At 73.8% G+C, this 18,025-nt stretch carries 3 protein-coding genes and 1 pseudogene; 2 read left to right on the top strand and 2 right to left on the bottom strand.

The features are described 5' to 3' along the window. Positions 1 to 65: 65 nt before the first annotated feature. Both ACFVHO_RS24885 and ACFVHO_RS24880 read right to left on the bottom strand, forming a co-directional pair. A complete protein-coding gene (locus ACFVHO_RS24885) occupies positions 66 to 863 on the bottom strand; it encodes an ABC transporter permease (RefSeq protein WP_385718575.1) in 798 nt (265 codons plus the stop codon). Beyond that, positions 860 to 1,807: an ABC transporter ATP-binding protein gene (locus ACFVHO_RS24880; RefSeq protein ID WP_385718572.1), complete on the bottom strand. Its 948-nt coding sequence runs from the start codon at positions 1,805 to 1,807 to the stop codon at positions 860 to 862. Before ACFVHO_RS24880 ends, ACFVHO_RS24885 begins: the two co-directional genes overlap by 4 nt. A gap of 372 nt (positions 1,808 to 2,179) precedes the next feature. On the opposite strand from ACFVHO_RS24880, the pseudogene ACFVHO_RS24875 reads away from it, so the two are divergent. Further along, positions 2,180 to 2,512 (top strand): annotated as a pseudogene (locus ACFVHO_RS24875) (acyl carrier protein); the annotation flags it as partial. 99 nt (positions 2,513 to 2,611) lie between these two features. After that, complete coding sequence (locus ACFVHO_RS24870) at positions 2,612 to 17,941, top strand: type I polyketide synthase (protein ID WP_385718586.1); 15,330 nt, start codon at positions 2,612 to 2,614, stop codon at positions 17,939 to 17,941. The last annotated feature ends 84 nt before the right edge of the window (positions 17,942 to 18,025 follow it).

Below are 18,025 nucleotides of genomic sequence, written 5' to 3'. Positions count from 1 at the left end.
GCCCCGGAGCGATCGCTCCGGGGCCCTTCCGCCGTACCTTCAGGCCGTCGCCCTCCTGGCCCTGCTCATGTCTGCGCGCGCTTCAGGAACCCGCGGATGCCGATGGACGCGAACAGCGTGATCGACCCGACGAGCACGATCAGCGTGATCGGCAGCGGCATGTGCTCCACGTTCGGGGACGTCACGGCCCGCATGCCCTCACTGGCGTACGACAGCGGATTGGCGCCGCAGATCACCTGGAACCAGCGCACCTCGTCCAGGGCGACCAGCGGGAACTGCGTCGAGCCCGTGAACAGCAGCGGCATCAGGACCAGCGTGAACATCACGTCCACCTTGTCGCTGCTCACCGACGTGCCGAGGCACAGACCGATCGAGGCGCCCGCGAGCGCGCCGAGCCCCGCGATGCCGAGGGCGGGAACGGTCTTGCTGATCGGCCACGACAGATCGAGCAGGACCATGCCGACGGGCGTCATCATCAGCGACGCCACGAACCCGTACAGCGCGCCGAACAGAATCTTCTCGACGGCCACCAGGCTCAGCGAGATCGGCGAAAGAAGCCGGTCCTCGATCTCACGCGTGTAGGAGAAGTCCACGACGAGCGGCAGTGCCGTGTTCTGCATGCCGCCGAGGAATCCGTTCAGCGCCAGGACGCCGGGCAGCAGCACGGAGCTGTAGTCGCCGTCCACATAGCCCGCGTCGCTCAGCAGCACACCGAACACGAACAGCGTGAAGAACGGCTGGATGATGGCCTGGCCGATGAACGTGGGGAACTGGCGCAGGGCGACAAACACGTCGCGCCACATGATGGCGCCGAACGTGTGCAACTGCCGCGAGGCCGGTGCGGCCGTGGCCGACGTAGTCATCGCAGATTCTTTCCGGTGAGGTGGAGAAAGACGTCTTCAAGGGACACCTTTCCGACGCCGACGTCCGTCACCCGGAAGTCCCCGCCGGTCAGCGCCGCGAGCGCCGGCTGGAGCGCCGCCACCGGCTCGGTGTCCGTATAGATGCGGAACCGGAAGCCGCCGTCAGCGGGCGGGTTCTCCGGGTCCACCTCGTCGACCTGACGCACCCCGGGAAGGTCGGAGAGGAGCTTCGCCACGGGCGCCGGGCCCGACGGCGACTCCACCGTCAGGGCCAGCGTCGAGTGCGCGGGCAGCAGCTTGCCGAGGCCGTCGGGGGTGTCCAGGGCGAGCAGGGTGCCCTTGTCCACGATGCCGACGCGGTCGCACAGCTTGGCGGCCTCGTCCATGTCGTGGGTGGTGACGACCACCGTCACGCCGCGCTCGGCGAGTTCGGCGACCCGCTCGTGCACGAACAGGCGCGCCTGCGGGTCGAGACCGGTCGCGGGCTCGTCGAGGAACAGCACGTTCGGGCGGTGGATCAGGGCGCGCGCGATCATCACGCGCTGCACCTGCCCGCCGGACATGTCGTCGACCTTCGACTTGCGGTAGTCCGACAGGCCCATCTGGTCGAGGAGTTCATCGGCGCGCTGCCGTCTCTCGGCCCTCGGGATGCCGTGGTACGTGGCGTGGAACAGCAGGTTCTGACGCACCGACAGCGACCGGTCGAGGTTGTTGCGCTGCGGCACCACCGCCAGGACGCGTTTCGCCTCTCTCGGTCGCGCGACCACGTCGACACCGTCGATCACGACGCTGCCCGAGGTCGGCCGCACCCGGGTGGTCATCATGCCCACCGTGGTGCTCTTTCCCGCGCCATTGGGCCCGAGCAGTCCGAACACCTCGCCCCGATACACATCGAAGCTCAGGCCGTCGACCACGCGGCGTGCGTTGGACGCGTACTGTTTCACCAGATTCTCAACCCGGACAGCGTTTTCCACGATCCTGACCCTAGGGCCGGGCGGTAATCCCGAACACCCCTATATCCGCCCCGCACCCGGACGCCATAGGGGCTGCTTAGGGGTAGGGGCGACGGCGATCGCACTGTTAGCCTGCGCAGGTATTGTGGGCAAATTTGTCTGAAGTCCGGTCGGGAAAGCCGGTGTTCCTGAAGCATTTCAGGAAACCCTGCGGACGCAGGAATTCGAAGAATCCACGGGAATCGTCGAGGAATCCCGGATTCGCGGAGTCCATGCGGGCCGACGCGCCGTCAGATGATGTGGCCCGGAGTGCATACAGGGATTTGTTGAAAGCCATCATGGCCGGTGCTACGGAGTGGAACAATGAGCGACTTCGAGGAATTCGCAGCCCATTCTCACCCGGAGGCCCGGCCTCACCCGGAGGCCCCTTCCCACCCGGAAGAACTGCGCGACACCCTTGAAGGACGCCCGCGCGCGGAACAGGAGCGGCGGCTGCGCGCCGTGGTCGCCGAGCAGGTGACCGCGGTCCTCGGCGGCGCCGACGGCACCCGCCCGCCCGGCGACCTCTCCCGCCCCTTCCTCGACCTGGGCCTCGACTCCCTGACCGCCGTGGAGCTGCACCGCCGACTGCAGCGGGCCACCGGCCTCAAGCTGCCTGTCACCGCCGTCTTCGACTACCCGAGCGCCGACAGCCTCGCCCGTCATCTGCGCGCCGAACTCTTCGACAGCGCCGACGCCGCCTACGTGCCTGCCGCGGCCCGCCGCGCCGACGACGAGCCCATCGCCATCGTCGCCATGAGCTGCCGCCTGCCCGGCGGCGTCGAGACCCCCGACGAACTGTGGCAGCTGGTCGCCGACGGCGTCGACGCCATCTCCGGCTTCCCCGCCGACCGCGGCTGGGACCTCGCGGGCCTGTACGACACCGACCCCGACCGCCCCGGCACCAGCTACGTCCGCGAGGGCGGCTTCCTGCACGACGCGGGCGAGTTCGACGCGGACTTCTTCGGCCTCTCGCCCCGCGAGGCCCTCGCGACCGACCCGCAGCAGCGCCTCCTCCTGGAGACCTCCTGGGAGGCCCTGGAGCGCGCGGGCATCGACCCCGCCGCCCTGCGCGACTCCGGCACCGGCGTCTTCGTCGGCGCCGAGACCCAGGAGTACGGCCCCCGCCTCAGCGACGCCGGTGACGGCCTGGAGGGCTACCTCGTCACGGGCACCGCCGCCAGCGTCGCGTCCGGCCGCATCGCCTACACCCTGGGCCTGCAGGGCCCCACCATGACCGTCGACACGGCCTGCTCGTCGTCCCTGGTCGCGCTGCACCTGGCCGTGCAGGCGCTGCGGCAGGGCGAGTGCGCCCTCGCCCTCGCGGGCGGCGTCGTCGTCATGGCCTCACCGGGCTCCTTCCTGGCCTTCAGTCGTCAGCGCGGCCTCGCGCCCGACGGCCGCTGCAAGCCCTTCGCACAGGCCGCGGACGGCACGGCGTGGGGCGAGGGCGTCGGCATGCTCGTCCTGGAGCGCCTGTCCGACGCCCGCCGCAACGGCCACAAGGTCCTCGCGGTCGTCCGCGGCTCCGCCGTCAACCAGGACGGCGCCAGCAACGGACTCACCGCCCCCAACGGCCCCGCCCAGCAGCGCGTCATCCGCGCCGCCCTCGCCGACGCGGGCCTCACGCCCGCCGACGTCGACGCCGTCGAGGCCCACGGCACCGGCACCACCCTCGGCGACCCCATCGAGGCCCAGGCCCTGATCGCCACCTACGGCCAGGACCGCCCCGAGGGCCCCGAGGGCCGGGAACCGCTGTGGCTGGGCTCGCTGAAGTCCAACGTGGGCCACACCCAGGCCGCAGCGGGCGTCGCCGGTGTCATCAAGATGGTCCAGGCGATCGACCGCGGCCTCCTCCCGAAGACCCTGAACGTGGACGAGCCGAGCACGCACGTCGACTGGTCCGCGGGGGCCGTGGAGCTCCTGACCGAGGCCCGGGCGTGGCCCGAGCGAGCCGACGGCGCGCCCCGGCGCGCGGGTGTGTCGTCGTTCGGGATGAGCGGTACGAACGCCCACCTGATCGTGGAGCAGGCGCCGGTGGAGGCGCCGCCGGCGGAGGAGTCGTCGCGGGAGCCGTCGGCGGGGGAGTCCGGCGGCGTGGCGCAGGGCGAGCCCGGCGTGGACGCCGAGCCCGCTCCCGTACCCGATGACGTGTACGCGTTCACCGCCGACCTCGACCTCGACGCGGCCCCTGCCGCCCCTGGTGTCGTCCCCGGCCTCGTCCCCCTGTCCCTCTCGGCGAAGACCGAGCCCGCACTGCGCGCCCAGGCCGCCCGGCTGCGCGCGCACCTGCTGGCGCGACCCGGCCTCGAACTGGACGACGTCGTCTGGTCGTTGGCGACGGCACGCTCCCGGTTCGAGCAGCGAGGCGTCGTCCTCGGGCGGGACCGGGACGAGCTGCTCGCCGGGCTGGAGGAGCTGGCGCAGGGCGACACCACCGCGCGGAACGTGGTCGCGGGCCGCGCGCAGGGCGGCACGGTCCGGCCGGTGTTCGTGTTCCCGGGGCAGGGCTCGCAGTGGGCCGGTATGGCCCGTGAACTCCTCGACTCCAGTCCGGTGTTCGCCGACCGCATGGGGGAGTGCGCGGACGCGCTCGGCCCGTTCGTGGACTGGGACCTGTTCGAGGAGCTGAGCGGGGACAACTTCGACCGGGTCGACGTGGTCCAGCCCGTGCTCTTCGCCGTGATGGTGTCCCTGGCCGCCGTGTGGCGCGCCGCGGGCGTCGAACCCGCAGCCGTGGTGGGTCACAGCCAGGGCGAGATCGCCGCCGCGTGCGTCGCGGGCGCGCTGTCCCTGGAGGACGCGGCCTGGGTGGTCGCCCTGCGCAGCCAGGCCATCCTCGAACTCTCCGGCCGCGGCGGCATGGTCTCCGTACCCCTGCCCGAGGAGCAGGTGCGCGCCATCCTCGCCCAGTGGGGCGACGACCTGTCCGTGGCCGCCGTCAACGGCCCCTCGCACGTGGTGGTCTCCGGCACCACAGCGGCCCTGGAGGAGCTCGTCGCGAGCTGCGTGGCCCGCGACATCCGCGCCCGCACCATCCCCGTCGACTACGCCTCCCACTCCGCGCACGTCGAAGCCATCGAGGAGCACCTGGCGCGGGTCCTCGCCCCCGTCGCGCCCCGCTCGCCCGACGTGCCGCTCTACTCCACGCTCACCGGCGACTGGCTGACCGACGACACCCTCATGGACGCGGACTACTGGTACCGCAACCTGCGCCACACCGTCCTCTTCGAGCACGCCGCCCGCGGCCTCCTCGCCGAGGGCCACACCCTGTTCCTGGAGATGAGCCCCCACCCGGTCCTCACCGTCCCGGTCCAGGCCACCATCGACGACGCCGACACCCCGGCCGCCACCCTCGGCTCGCTGCGCCGGGACGAGGGCGGCGCGGACCGCCTCTTCGCCTCCATCGCCGAGGCCCACGCCCTCGGCGCCGAACTCGACTGGCACGCCCTGCTGCCCGGCGAGCACACCGTCGTCGACCTGCCCACGTACCCGTTCCAGCGCCGCCACTACTGGCTGACCGAGGAGCGCGCCTCCGACGTCGCTCCGCCCGCCGCCGCGGACGAGGCCGAGGCCCGCTTCTGGGAGGCCGTCGAGCGCGAGGACGTCGACCAGCTGACGTCGACGCTCGGGGACGTCGCCCAGGGCGCGCTCAGCGAGGTCCTGCCCGGCCTGTCCGCATGGCGCCGCGGGCGCCGCGAACGTGCCGTCATCGACAGCTGGCGCTACCGCGTCGCCTGGCAGCCCCTGCCCGGCGTCCGCCTGCCGTCGGCCCGCCTCTCGGGGCGCTGGCTGGTCGTCCTGCCCGACACCGCCGCGGACCACCCGTGGGCGACCGGGGTCGTCGAGGCCCTGGCACGCTCCGGCGCCGAGCCGGTCGAGCTGCGCGTGGCGGCGGGCGAGGCGACACGGGAACTGCTGGCCGAGCGGCTGCGGGAGGCGGCCGGGGGTGATGCGACCGGCGGTGGCGACTCGGCCGGCGGAGGTGCGGGCCTTGCTGCCGAGGGGCGCGACGGCTCCCCGGCCGCCCCCCTCGCCGGAGTCCTCTCCCTGCTCGGCCTCGACGAGTCCCCCCTGGCCGGGCACGAGGCCGTGCCCGCCGGGCTCGCCGCCACGCTGGCGCTCCTGCAGGCCCTCGGTGACACCGGGACCGAGGCCCGGCTGTGGGCCCTGACCCGGGGTGCCGTCTCCACGGGGCGCAGTGACCGCCTCGACCACCCCGTCCAGGCCCACCTGTGGGGCCTCGGCCGGACCGCCGCGCTCGAACACCCCGACCGCTGGGGCGGACTCGTCGACGTACCCGCTTCCTATGACACCCGGGCCGGTGCCCGTCTCGCCGCGATCCTCACCGCGGCCGCCGAAGGCCCCGCGACGGACGACCCCGGCACCGCCGTCGAGGACCAGCTCGCCGTGCGCGGATCCGGTGTGTTCGTGCGCCGCCTCCTCCGTGGCGAGGCGGCGGGCGCCGACCTGACCCGCGACACCCCGTGGACGCCCCGTGGCACGGTCCTGGTCACGGGCGGCACGGGCGCGCTCGGCGGGCACGTCGCCCGCTGGCTGGCGGGCGCGGGCGCCGACCACCTCGTCCTCACGAGCAGGCGGGGCCTCGACGCCCCCGGCGCCAGCGAACTCCAGGCCGAGCTGGAGGAGTTGGGTGTACGCGTGACCGTCGCGGCCTGTGACGTGGCCGACCGGGAGGCGCTGGCGCGGGTCCTGGACGGGATCCCCGCCGACGCACCCCTGACGGCCGTCGTGCACACGGCCGGAGTCCTGGACGACGGGACCGTCGACGGCCTCACCCCCGGACGCTTCGACGGCGTGCTGCGCCCCAAGTCCCCGGCTGCCACCGCCCTGCACGACCTCACCCGGGACCTGGACCTGGACGCGTTCGTCCTGTACTCGTCGGCGTCCGGCGCGCTCGGCAACGCAGGGCAGGCCAACTACGCCGCCGCCAACGCCTACTTGGACGCGCTCGCCGAACAGCGCCGCGCCGACGGCCTGCCCGCCACCTCCGTCGCGTGGGGCACCTGGGACGGCGCCGGGCTCGCCGACACCGCCGTGCGCGCCGAGCGGACCCGGCGCGACGGCATGCCGCCGATGCCGCCCGAGCGTGCCGTCGCCGCCCTGCGGGACGCCGTCGAGCGCGGCGACGCGAGTGTCGTCATCGCCGCCGTGGACTGGGACACCTTCCTGCCGGGCTTCGTCGCGGCCCGCCCCAACCCCCTCTTCGCCGCGATCCCCGAGGTGCGGGAGCGGACCGCCGCCCCGGCCGACGGCACCCCCGACACCACCGGCGGCCACATCGTCACCGGCCCCGACTGGATACGCCGACTCGCCCCCCTCGCCGCGGCGGAGCGCGACGCGGCCCTCGTCACCTTCGTCCGCGCCCAGGCCGCCGCCGTCCTCGGCCACTCCGCCCCTGAGGCCATCGACCCGGACCGGGCCTTCCGCGAGCTGGGCTTCGACTCCCTCACCGCCGTGGAACTGCGCAACCGCGTGCAGGCGGCGACGGGCCTGCGCCTGCCCGCCTCCCTCGTCTTCGACTACCCCAACTCCGCACTCCTCGCGGCCCACTTGGCCGAGGAGATGTTCGGCTCCGACGCGGCCGAGACCGAGCCCCGTGGTACGGCCGGGGCCGACATCACGTCCGTCGACGACGACCCCATCGCGATCGTGTCGATGAGCTGCCGCTTCCCCGGCGGCGTGCGCGGACCCGAGGACCTGTGGCGTCTCGTCGCCGAGGGCCGCGACGCCATGGGCGAGTTCCCGGGCGACCGTGGCTGGGACCTCGCCGACCTCTACGACCCGGACCCCGACCGCGCGGGCAAGACCTACGTCCGCGAGGGCGGCTTCCTGTCCGAGGCGGGCGAGTTCGACGCGGACTTCTTCGGCATCTCGCCGCGCGAGGCCCTCGCCATGGACCCGCAGCAGCGCCATCTCCTGGAGACCTCCTGGGAGTTGTTCGAGCGCGCGGGCATCGACCCGACGACCCTGCGCGGCACCCGCGCGGGCGTCTTCGTCGGCTCCAACGGCGACGACTACATCTCCCGCATGGCCGCCGTCCCCCAGGACATCGAGAGCCACGTCCTCACCGGCAACGCGGTGAGCGTCATGTCCGGCCGCCTCTCCTATGCCTTCGGCCTCGAAGGCCCCGCCGTCACCGTGGACACCGCCTGCTCCGCGTCGCTCGTGGCCCTGCACCTCGCGGCCCAGGCGCTGCGCCAGGGCGAGTGCGACATGGCGCTCGCGGGCGGCGTGACCGTGATGGCGTCCCCCGACACCTTCGTGCAGTTCAGCCGCCAGCGCGGCCTCGCCACGGACGGCCGCTGCAAGGCCTTCGCGGAGGCCGCCGACGGCACGGGCTGGGGCGAGGGCGTGGGCCTGCTGCTCCTGGAGCGGCTGTCCGATGCCCGCCGCAACGGGCACGAGGTCCTGGCGATCGTGCGTGGCTCGGCCGTCAACCAGGACGGCGCGAGCAACGGCCTGACGGCGCCGAACGGGCCCTCCCAGCAGCGCGTCATTCGCGCCGCGTTGGAGAGCGCGGGTCTGTCGGCCGGTGACGTGGACGCCGTCGAGGCCCACGGCACGGGCACCACCCTCGGCGACCCGATCGAGGCCCAGGCACTGCTCGCCACCTACGGGCGGACACGGCCGGAGGGCCCGGCAGGGCGCGAGCCGCTGTGGCTCGGCTCCATCAAGTCCAACATCGGGCACACCCAGGCTGCCGCCGGTGTCGCGGGTGTCATCAAGATGGTGATGGCGATGCGGGAGGGTGTTCTGCCGCAGACCCTGCACGTGGACGAGCCCAGCTCCCACGTCGACTGGGAAGCGGGCGCTGTCGAGCTCCTGACGGAGTCCCGGGAGTGGCCGGGCCGCGAGGGCGGCGCGCCGCGTCGTGCGGGCATCTCGTCGTTCGGCGTGAGCGGTACCAACGCCCACGTGATCGTGGAACAGGCCCAGGCGGTCGAGCCCACCGAGCCGAGCGAGTCGGCCGAGCCCGTCGGTGCCGCGCCGGTGGCCGTGGCCGTGGTCCCGTGGGTGGTGTCGGCGCGCAGCGCGGAGGCGCTGCGGGCACAGGCGGAGACCCTGCGCGCGCACGTGGCCGGGCGCGAGGACCTCGACGCCGTCGGCGTGGGCTGGTCGTTGCTTTCGGGCCGCGCCCTGCACGAGCACCGGGCGGTCGTCTTCGGCCGGGAGCGGGAGGAGTTCCTCGCCGGGCTCGGGGCCGTGGTGTCCGGAGGTCCGGGGGTCGTCACCGGTTCCGTGGTCGAGGGCCGCCTCGGAGTCCTCTTCACCGGGCAGGGCAGCCAACGCGTCGACATGGGACGGGAGTTGTACGACGCCTTCCCCGTATTCGCCGACGCCCTGGACGAGGTGTGCGCGCACCTGGACGGGCTGCTGGAACGCCCGCTCAAGGACGTCATGTTCGGCACCGACGCGGAGGCGCTCGCCCAGACCGCCTACGCGCAGCCCGCGCTGTTCGCCGTCGAGGTGGCCCTGTTCCGCCTCGTCGAGTCCTTCGGGGTGCGCCCGGAGATCGTCGGCGGGCACTCCATCGGCGAGCTGACGGCCGCGTACATCGCGGGCCTGTGGTCCCTGGAGGACGCGGCCCGACTCGTCGCCGCGCGCGGCCGGTTGATGCAGTCGCTCCCGGCGGGCGGCGCGATGCTGGCCGTGCAGGCGGCGGAGGCGGACCTGCTTCCGCTCCTGGAGGGCCTCGCGGAGAGCGTCGGCGTGGCGGCGGTGAACGGGCCGACGCAGGTGGTCCTCTCCGGCGACCGCACGGTTCTTGAAGGCCTGGAGGAGAAGCTGCGCGGCGAGGGCCGCAAGGTGCGGTGGCTGAAGGTCTCGCATGCCTTCCACTCGCCCCTCATGGACCCGGTCCTGGACGAGTTCCGCGCGGTCGCGCAGGGCCTCGCCTACCAGGACCCGAAGCTGCCGGTCATCTCGAACGTGACCGGTGAACCGGCGGACACCGCCCAGCTGAAGGACCCCGACTACTGGGTCCGTCACATCCGTGAGGCCGTCCGCTTCCACGACGGACTCGGCGCCCTCACGGCGCAGGGCGTGTCGACCCTCCTGGAACTGGGCCCGGACTCGGTGCTCACGGCGATGGCCCACGACACGATCACGGACCCGGCCGCCCAGGCCGGTCTCGTCGCGGCCCTGCGCAAGGACCGCCCCGAACCGGCCACGTTCCTCGCCGCCCTCGCCCAACTGCACGCACGTGGCTGCGACGTCGACTGGACGCCGCTGTACACCCCCGTGGCGGCCCGCCGCCGCGTCGACCTGCCCACGTACGCCTTCCAGCGCGACCACTACTGGCTCGACCTGTCCGCGTCCGCCGCCGCCGTCGCCCGTGGCGGCGGGCTCGGCGTCGACGAGGTGGAGGCACGCTTCTGGGAGGCCGTGGAGCGCGGCGACCTGGAGTCGCTGAGCGCCGAGCTGGGCGCGGAGGGCGAAGCCGAAGGCGTGGCGGCGCTGGGTGAGGCGCTGCCGGTGCTGTCGTCGTGGCGACGGCAACGGCGCGAGGCCTCCACGGTCGGGCGGTGGCTCTACCAGGAGGCGTGGAAGCCGCTGACCGGCCTGGCCCCGGCGGCCTTCGACGGTACGTGGTGGGTGGTCGCCCCGGCGGACGCGGACGCGCACCCGTGGGTCGCCGCCGCGACCGCGGGCCTCGAGTCCCGTGGCGCACGCGTGGCCCTGATCCCGGTGCGCCCCGACGAGAACCGCCGCGACATCCTCGGCGCCAAGCTCCGCGAACTCCTCGCCGACCAGGCCGAGTCGGGCGCCGACCACCCCCAGGGCGTGCTCTCCCTGCTGGCCCTCGACGCGTCCGAGGGCTCGGCGCACCCGACTGTCTCCGTCGGCCTCGAAGGCGTGCTCGCCCTCCTCCAGGCCCTGGGCGACGCGGACGTGGCCGCCCCCCTGTGGGCCGCCACGAGCGGCGCCGTGACCACGGGCCGCTCGGACCGCCTGACGGCTCCCGCGCAGGCCCCCGTGTGGGGCATGGGCCGCGTCGCCGCCCTGGAACAGCCCCAGCTGTGGGGCGGCCTCGTCGACCTGCCCGAACACGCCGACGAGCGGTCACGGCTGCGGCTCGCCGACGCCCTGGCCGCCGCCTCGACGTCCGGTGAGGACCAGGTGGCGGTGCGTGGCTCCGGTGTGTTCGTACGCAGGCTGGCGCGCGTCCCCTCGGCCGACGCGGCGCTGGGCGATGCGCCGTCGGTGGGGGAGTGGTCTCCGGCTGGTGGCACGGTGCTTGTGACGGGTGGTACGGGTGCGCTGGGTGGTCATGTGGCGCGGTGGGTGGCGCGTGCGGGTGCCGGTCATGTGCTGTTGACGAGCCGTCGTGGTCTTGAGGCGCCGGGTGCGCCCGAACTCCGTACTGAATTGGAGGAGTTGGGCGTCCGGGTGACGGTCGCGGCGTGTGACGCGGCGGACCGTGAGGCGCTGGCGCGGGTTCTGGACGGGATTCCGGACGATGTGCCGTTGACCGGGGTGTTCCACACGGCGGGTGTCCTGGACGACGGGGTCCTCGACGGCCTCACGGCGGGCCGGTTCGCCACCGTGTTCCGGCCCAAGGCGCAAGCGGCCCTGAACCTCCACGAGCTGACCCGCGACCACGAACAGCTGACGGCGTTCGTGCTCTTCTCGTCCGTCGCGGGCTCCATGGGCATCGGCGGCCAGGGCAACTACGCGGCCGCGAACGCCTTCCTGGACGCCTTCGCCCACCACCGCAGGTCCCTCGGCCTGCCCGCCCTCTCCCTCGCGTGGGGCCCGTGGGCAGGCGGCGGCATGGCCGTCGACGGCGGCGTCGTGGAACAGCGCGTACGGGACAGCGGCATGCCCTCGATGGCACCGGACCTGGCGGTCGCCGCGATGGCCGCCGCACTGGCGGCCGCCGCGCGATCCGACGCGCACACGGGCCCGGTCACGGCAGCGGTCACGCTCGCCGACGTCGACTGGGACGTCTGCGCGCCGACCTACGCCCTGGCCCGCCCCAACCACCTGTTCGACCAGCTCACGCGCGCCGACGGCCCGACCGGGCCCTCGACGGCGGACGCACGGGGCGCGGCCGCGTCGACCGCTCCCGACACCGCCACGCTCCCGCTCGCGGAGCGGCTCGCCACGCTCCCGGCGGCGGAACGGGACCGGGTCCTCCTGGATCTCGTACGCGACCGGGTGGCGACCGTCCTCGGCTACCCCGCGACCAAGACCGTCGACGCCACCCGCCCCTTCAAGGACCTCGGCTTCGACTCGCTGACCGCCGTCGAACTGCGCAACCTCATCGGCGCGGCCGGCGGACTCCACCTCCCGGCGACACTGATCTTCGACCACCCCACCCCCGAGGCCCTCGCCGCGCACCTCCGCGACGAACTCCTCGGCGACATCGCCCCGCTCGGCGGCGACACCCCGGAGCCCGCCCGGGGCCGGGCGGGCGCGGTCGACGGCGACCCCATCGTGATCGTGTCGATGAGCTGCCGCTTCCCCGGCGGCGTACGGTCCCCCGAAGACCTGTGGCGGCTCCTCAGCGACGGCAGGGACGCCATCGGCGACATGCCGGACGACCGCGGCTGGAACGTCGATTCGCTCTACCACCCGGACCCCGACCACGCCGGGACGAGCTACGTCCGCGAGGGCGGCTTCCTCCACGACATGGCCGACTTCGACGCGGACTTCTTCGGGATCTCCCCGCGCGAGGCCCTCGCCATGGACCCGCAGCAGCGGCTCCTCCTGGAGACCTCCTGGGAACTCTTCGAGCGCGCGGGCATCGACCCGGCGACCCTGCGCGGCAGCCGCACCGGCGTCTTCTCCGGCACCAACGGCCAGGACTACGAGGACGTCCTGCGCACGGCCCCCGACCGAGGCGAGGGCTACCTCGGCACGGGCAACGCCGCCAGCGTCGTCTCGGGCCGCCTCTCCTACGCCTTCGGCCTGGAGGGCCCGGCGGTGACCGTGGACACGGCGTGCTCGTCGTCCCTGGTCGCGCTGCACCTCGCGGCCCAGGCGCTGCGCCAGGGCGAGTGCGACATGGCGCTCGCCGGTGGTGTCACGGTGATGTCGACGCCGGACACCTTCGTGGAGTTCAGCCGCCAGCGCGGCCTCGCCACGGACGGCCGCTGCAAGGCGTTCGCGGAGGCCGCCGATGGCACGGGCTGGGGCGAGGGCGTGGGCCTGCTCCTGCTGGAGCGGCTTTCGGACGCCAAGCGCCACGGTCATGAAGTGCTGGCGGTCGTGCGTGGCTCGGCCGTCAACCAGGACGGTGCGAGCAACGGCCTGACGGCGCCGAACGGGCCGTCCCAGCAGCGGGTCATCCGTGCCGCGTTGGAGAGCGCGGGTCTGTCGGCCGGTGACGTGGACGCCGTCGAGGCCCACGGCACGGGCACCACCCTCGGCGACCCGATCGAGGCCCAGGCCCTCCTCGCCACCTACGGCAAGGAGCGCCCTGCCGACCAGCCGCTGTGGCTGGGTTCCATCAAGTCCAACATCGGTCACACGCAGGCCGCCGCCGGTGTCGCGGGCGTCATCAAGATGGTGATGGCGATGCGGGAGGGTGTCCTGCCGCAGACCCTGCACGTGGACGAGCCCAGCTCCCATGTGGACTGGTCGGCGGGGGCTGTCGAGCTGTTGACGGAGCCCCGGGAGTGGCCGGGCCGCGAGGGCGGCGCGCCGCGTCGCGCGGGCATCTCGTCCTTCGGCGTGAGCGGCACCAACGCCCACGTGATCGTGGAACGGGCGGCGCAGTCGGACAAGCCCGCCGAGGCCGTTTCCCCGGCGGCCACACCGACGTACGCACTGCCCTGGCTGGTGTCGGGCCGCAGCGCGGACGCCCTGCGGACCCAGGCCGAGCGGCTGCGGGACCACGCGGTGACCCACGCCGACGTCGACCCCGTGGACGTGGGCTGGTCGCTCCTGTCGGGACGCGCGGCGCACGAGCACCGGGCGGTCGTCTTCGGTCGGGAGCGGGATGCCTTCCTGGCCGGACTTGGGGCGGTTGCCTCCGATGGTCCGGGGGCTGTGACCGGTTCGGTGGTCGATGGCCGTCTTGGGGTCGTCTTCACCGGGCAGGGCAGCCAGCGCGTGGGTATGGGGCGTGAGTTGTACGAGGCGTTCCCTGTGTTCGCGGATGCGCTGGACGAAGTCTGCGCGCATCTGGACGGGCTGCTGGAGCGTCCGTTGAAGGACGTCATGTTCGGTACCGACGCGGAGGCGCTCGCCCAGACCGGCTTCGCGCAGCCCGCGTTGTTCGCGGTCGAGGTGGCGTTGTTCCGGCTGGCCGAGTCCTTCGGGGTGCGGCCGGAGATCGTCGGTGGTCACTCGATCGGCGAGCTGGCGGCCGCGTATGTGGCCGGGCTGTGGTCCCTGGAGGACGCTGCCCAACTGGTGGCTGCGCGCGGCCGGTTGATGCAGGCCCTGCCCGAGGGCGGGGGCATGCTCGCGGTCCAGGCCGCTGAGGCCGACGTACTGCCGCTGCTTGAGGGCGTATCGGATCGCGCCGGTGTGGCGGCTGTGAACGGGCCGACGCAGGTGGTCCTCTCCGGAGACCGGACGGTCCTTGAGGGCCTGGAGGAGAAGCTGCGCGGCGAAGGCCGCAAGGTCCGGTGGCTGAAGGTGTCCCATGCCTTCCACTCGCCCCTCATGGACCCCGTCCTGGACGACTTCCGCAAGGTCGCCGAGAGCCTGACGTACCAGGAACTCGCCCTGCCGGTGGTCTCGAATGTGACCGGTGAGCTGGCGGAGGCCGCCCAGCTGCAGGACCCGGAGTACTGGGTGCGGCACGTGCGCGAGGCGGTCCGCTTCCACGACGGCCTCGGGGCTCTCACGGCGCAGGGCGTGTCGACCCTCCTGGAGCTGGGCCCGGACTCGGTTCTCACGGCGATGGCGCACGACACGATCACGGATCAGGAGGCGCAGGCGGGCCTGGTCGCGGCCGTGCGCAAGGACCGCTCCGAGCCGGACACGTTCCTGGCGGCTCTCGCTCAGCTGCATGTGCGCGGAGTCGACGTCGACTGGGCGCCGCTGTACGCGCCGGTCGCGTCGCGGCGCCGGGTGGACCTGCCCACGTACGCCTTCCAGGGGCGGCGCTACTGGCCGAGTGCGGCCGTGCGCGGCGCGGGCGACGTGTCGGCCACGGGGCTGGCGTCGGCCGGGCACCCGCTCCTCGGAGCGGCCGTGCCGCTGGTGGACTCCGGTGGCTACTTGCTGGCGGGGCGTCTTTCGGTGGCCACCCACCCATGGCTGGCGGATCACGCCGTGGGCGGACGGGTGCTGCTGCCGGGGACGGCGTTCGTGGAGCTGGCCGTGCGGGCCGGTGACGAAGTCGGTTGCGGGGTCCTTGAGGAGCTGACGCTGGCGGCTCCGCTGGTGCTGCCCGAGCGTGGCGCCGTGCAGTTGCAGGTCAGTGTCGGCGCGGTGGACGACGACGGGCGCGCCCCGGTGAGCGTCCACTCGCGCGACGAGGCCGACCCCGAGGGCCCGTGGACGCGGCACGCGGCCGGTTTCCTGTCCGCCGAGGCCGACGAGGAGGAGCCCCAGGGCCTGTCCGAGTGGCCGCCGCGCGACGCGGAGCCGATCGCCGACGCCGCCGAGCTGTACGACCGCCTCGCCGAGACGGGATACGGCTACGGCCCGGTGTTCCAGGGGCTGCGCGCGGCCTGGCGGCGCGGCGACGAGGTCTTCGCCGAAGTCGCCCTGCCCGAGGAGTCGGACGCCGAGGCCTTCACCCTGCACCCGGCCCTCCTCGACGCCGCGCTGCACGCCACCCTGCTCCTTCCCGGGGCGCAGGACGGCGACGACGAACGCCAGGGCCTCGGGCTGCCCTTCGCCTGGAGCGGCGTACGTCTGCACCAGGCGGGCGCCGCCACGGTCCGGGTGCGGCTGCGCGGCGCCGGAGCGGACGCCGTGACGCTGACGCTCGCCGACCAGACCGGGCAGGTGGTCGCCACCGTCAACTCGCTGGTGTCGCGCCCGGTTTCGGACGAGCAGCTCCGCGGCGGTGGGGCGGGAGCCGACTCGCTGTTCCACGTCGAGTGGAAGCGGCAGGACGGGGCCACGGCCGCCGAGGAGGTGCCCCTGGTGCTCATCGGGGACACGGAGGCGGTGCCGGGCGCGCGGGTCTTCGCCGACCTCGCCGCCCTGGGCACGGCGCTCGGGGCGGGGGAGACGCTTCCCGCCGGGGTGCTGTGGCGCGCGGGCGGGGCGTCGGTCGCCGCAGACGGCGGGCCCGTGGGGGCGAAGGCGGTCTCCGCGACGCTGGCCGACGCCCTCACCGTCGTGCAGGGCTGGCTCGCCGACGAGCGGTTCGAGGACGCGCGGCTCGTGGTCGTGACGCGCGGCGCGGTTCCCGCCGGGGGCACGGACACGGAGGTCGACCCCGCGGGGGCGGCGATCTGGGGTCTCGTGCGGTCGGCGCAGGTGGAGCACCCGGGGCGGTTCGTCCTTGTCGATACGGATGCCGACGCGGGTGTCGACGTGAGTGTCGATGCGGACGTCGACGTGGATGCCGCCTCGGGCGTGGACGTCCTCGTGGGCGCGGGTTCGGTCGCCGGATCGGCGCTGGCCGCCGTGCTCGCCTCGGGTGAGCCCGAGGTGGCGGTGCGGGACGGCGAGGTGTGGGTGCCGCGACTGGCCCGAACGGCCGCCGCCCCGACCGAGGACGTGGCCCCGTTCGGCGCGGGCACCGTCCTCGTCACGGGCGCCTTCGGCGGCCTGGGACGCGTCGTCACGAAGCATCTCGCCGAGCGGCACGGCGTACGCGATCTGCTCCTGGTCTCCCGCAGGGGCGCCGCCGCCACCGGCGCCGACGACCTGTGCGCGGAGCTGGAGGCGACGGGCGCGCGGGTCACCGTGGCCGCGTGCGACGTGGCCGACCGCGAGGCGCTGGGCGCCTTGCTGGGCAAGACGGGCAGTGAGTTGTCGGCGGTCGTGCACGTCGCGGGCGTACTGGACGACGGCGTGGTCACGTCGCTGACGCCGGAGCGCCTGGACACGGTGCTCCGCCCGAAGGTGGACGCGGCGTTGAACCTGCACGAGCTGACGGCCGGCCTCGACCTGTCCGCGTTCGTGCTGTTCTCCTCCGCCGCGGGTGTCCTCGGCAGCCCCGGCCAGGGGAACTACGCCGCCGCCAACAGCGTCCTGGACGCGCTCGCGGTCGTACGCCGCAGCCAGGGCCTCCCGGCGGTCTCCCTCGCCTGGGGCCTGTGGGCGCAGGAGAGCGACATGACGGGCAAGCTGGCCGGGGCCGACCTGGGACGCATGGCGCGGGGCGGCGTGGCCGCGCTGTCCACTGCGGAGGGCCTTGCGCTCCTCGACACCGCCGTGACCCTGACCTCGACCGGGGTGACCCCCGCATCGCCGCAGAACCCCGACGCCCCCGCCGTTCTCGTGCCGCTCCGCCTGGACACCGCGTCCCTGCGGGCCTCCGCGGGACCCGACGGCGTACAGCCCGTGTTCGCGGACCTGGTCCCCGCCCCGGCCCGCCGCGTCGACAGGGCGCTCGCGCGCTCCGGCAACCCGGCCGAGCCGAACGGCACCGGGCCCGCCCTCGTCAGGGAATTGGCGGGACTTTCCCCCGAGGAGCGCGAACGGGCCCTGCTCGACGCCGTGCGGGGTAATGTGGCGACGGTGCTCGGGCATTCCGGGCCCGAGGCAATAGGGGCCACCCGTGGATTCCTGGAATTGGGCGTCGACTCGCTCACCGCGGTGGAACTCCGGAATCGGCTGAACTCCCTTTCCGGACTGCGCCTGCCCGCCACCCTGATCTTCGACTACCCGTCGCCGGCGGCCCTCGCCTCCTATCTGGACGAGAGCCTGCCGAGCGGCGCGGAGTCGGCGGAGCCGGTCGCGGGAGCGCGGCCGGGCGGGGTGATCGCCGAGCTGGCCGGGCTGGAAGCGGCGCTGGCCGCGGGCGTCCTCGCAGGCGACGAACGGACCGCCGTGCGCGGCAGGCTGCGGGCGCTGCTCGGCAGGCTCGACACCGCCGACCCCGCGGGGAGCACCGGGCCCGCCATCGCGGACCAGCTCGAAGACGCCGACGACGATGACATGTTTGACTTCATCGACAACGAACTCGGCGTCTCCTGAAAGTAATTCCTAGAAATTCCTCAAGGGGTCCATAGGGGGAGGGTAGGGGTTGTTGCCCCTGCCCTCCCGCCGATGTGATGGGGT

Origin of the sequence: Streptomyces sp. NPDC127108, from assembly GCF_042677545.1 — a bacterium.
Lineage (GTDB): Bacteria > Actinomycetota > Actinomycetes > Streptomycetales > Streptomycetaceae > Streptomyces.
This window is presented reverse-complemented; position numbering and strand designations above follow the sequence as displayed.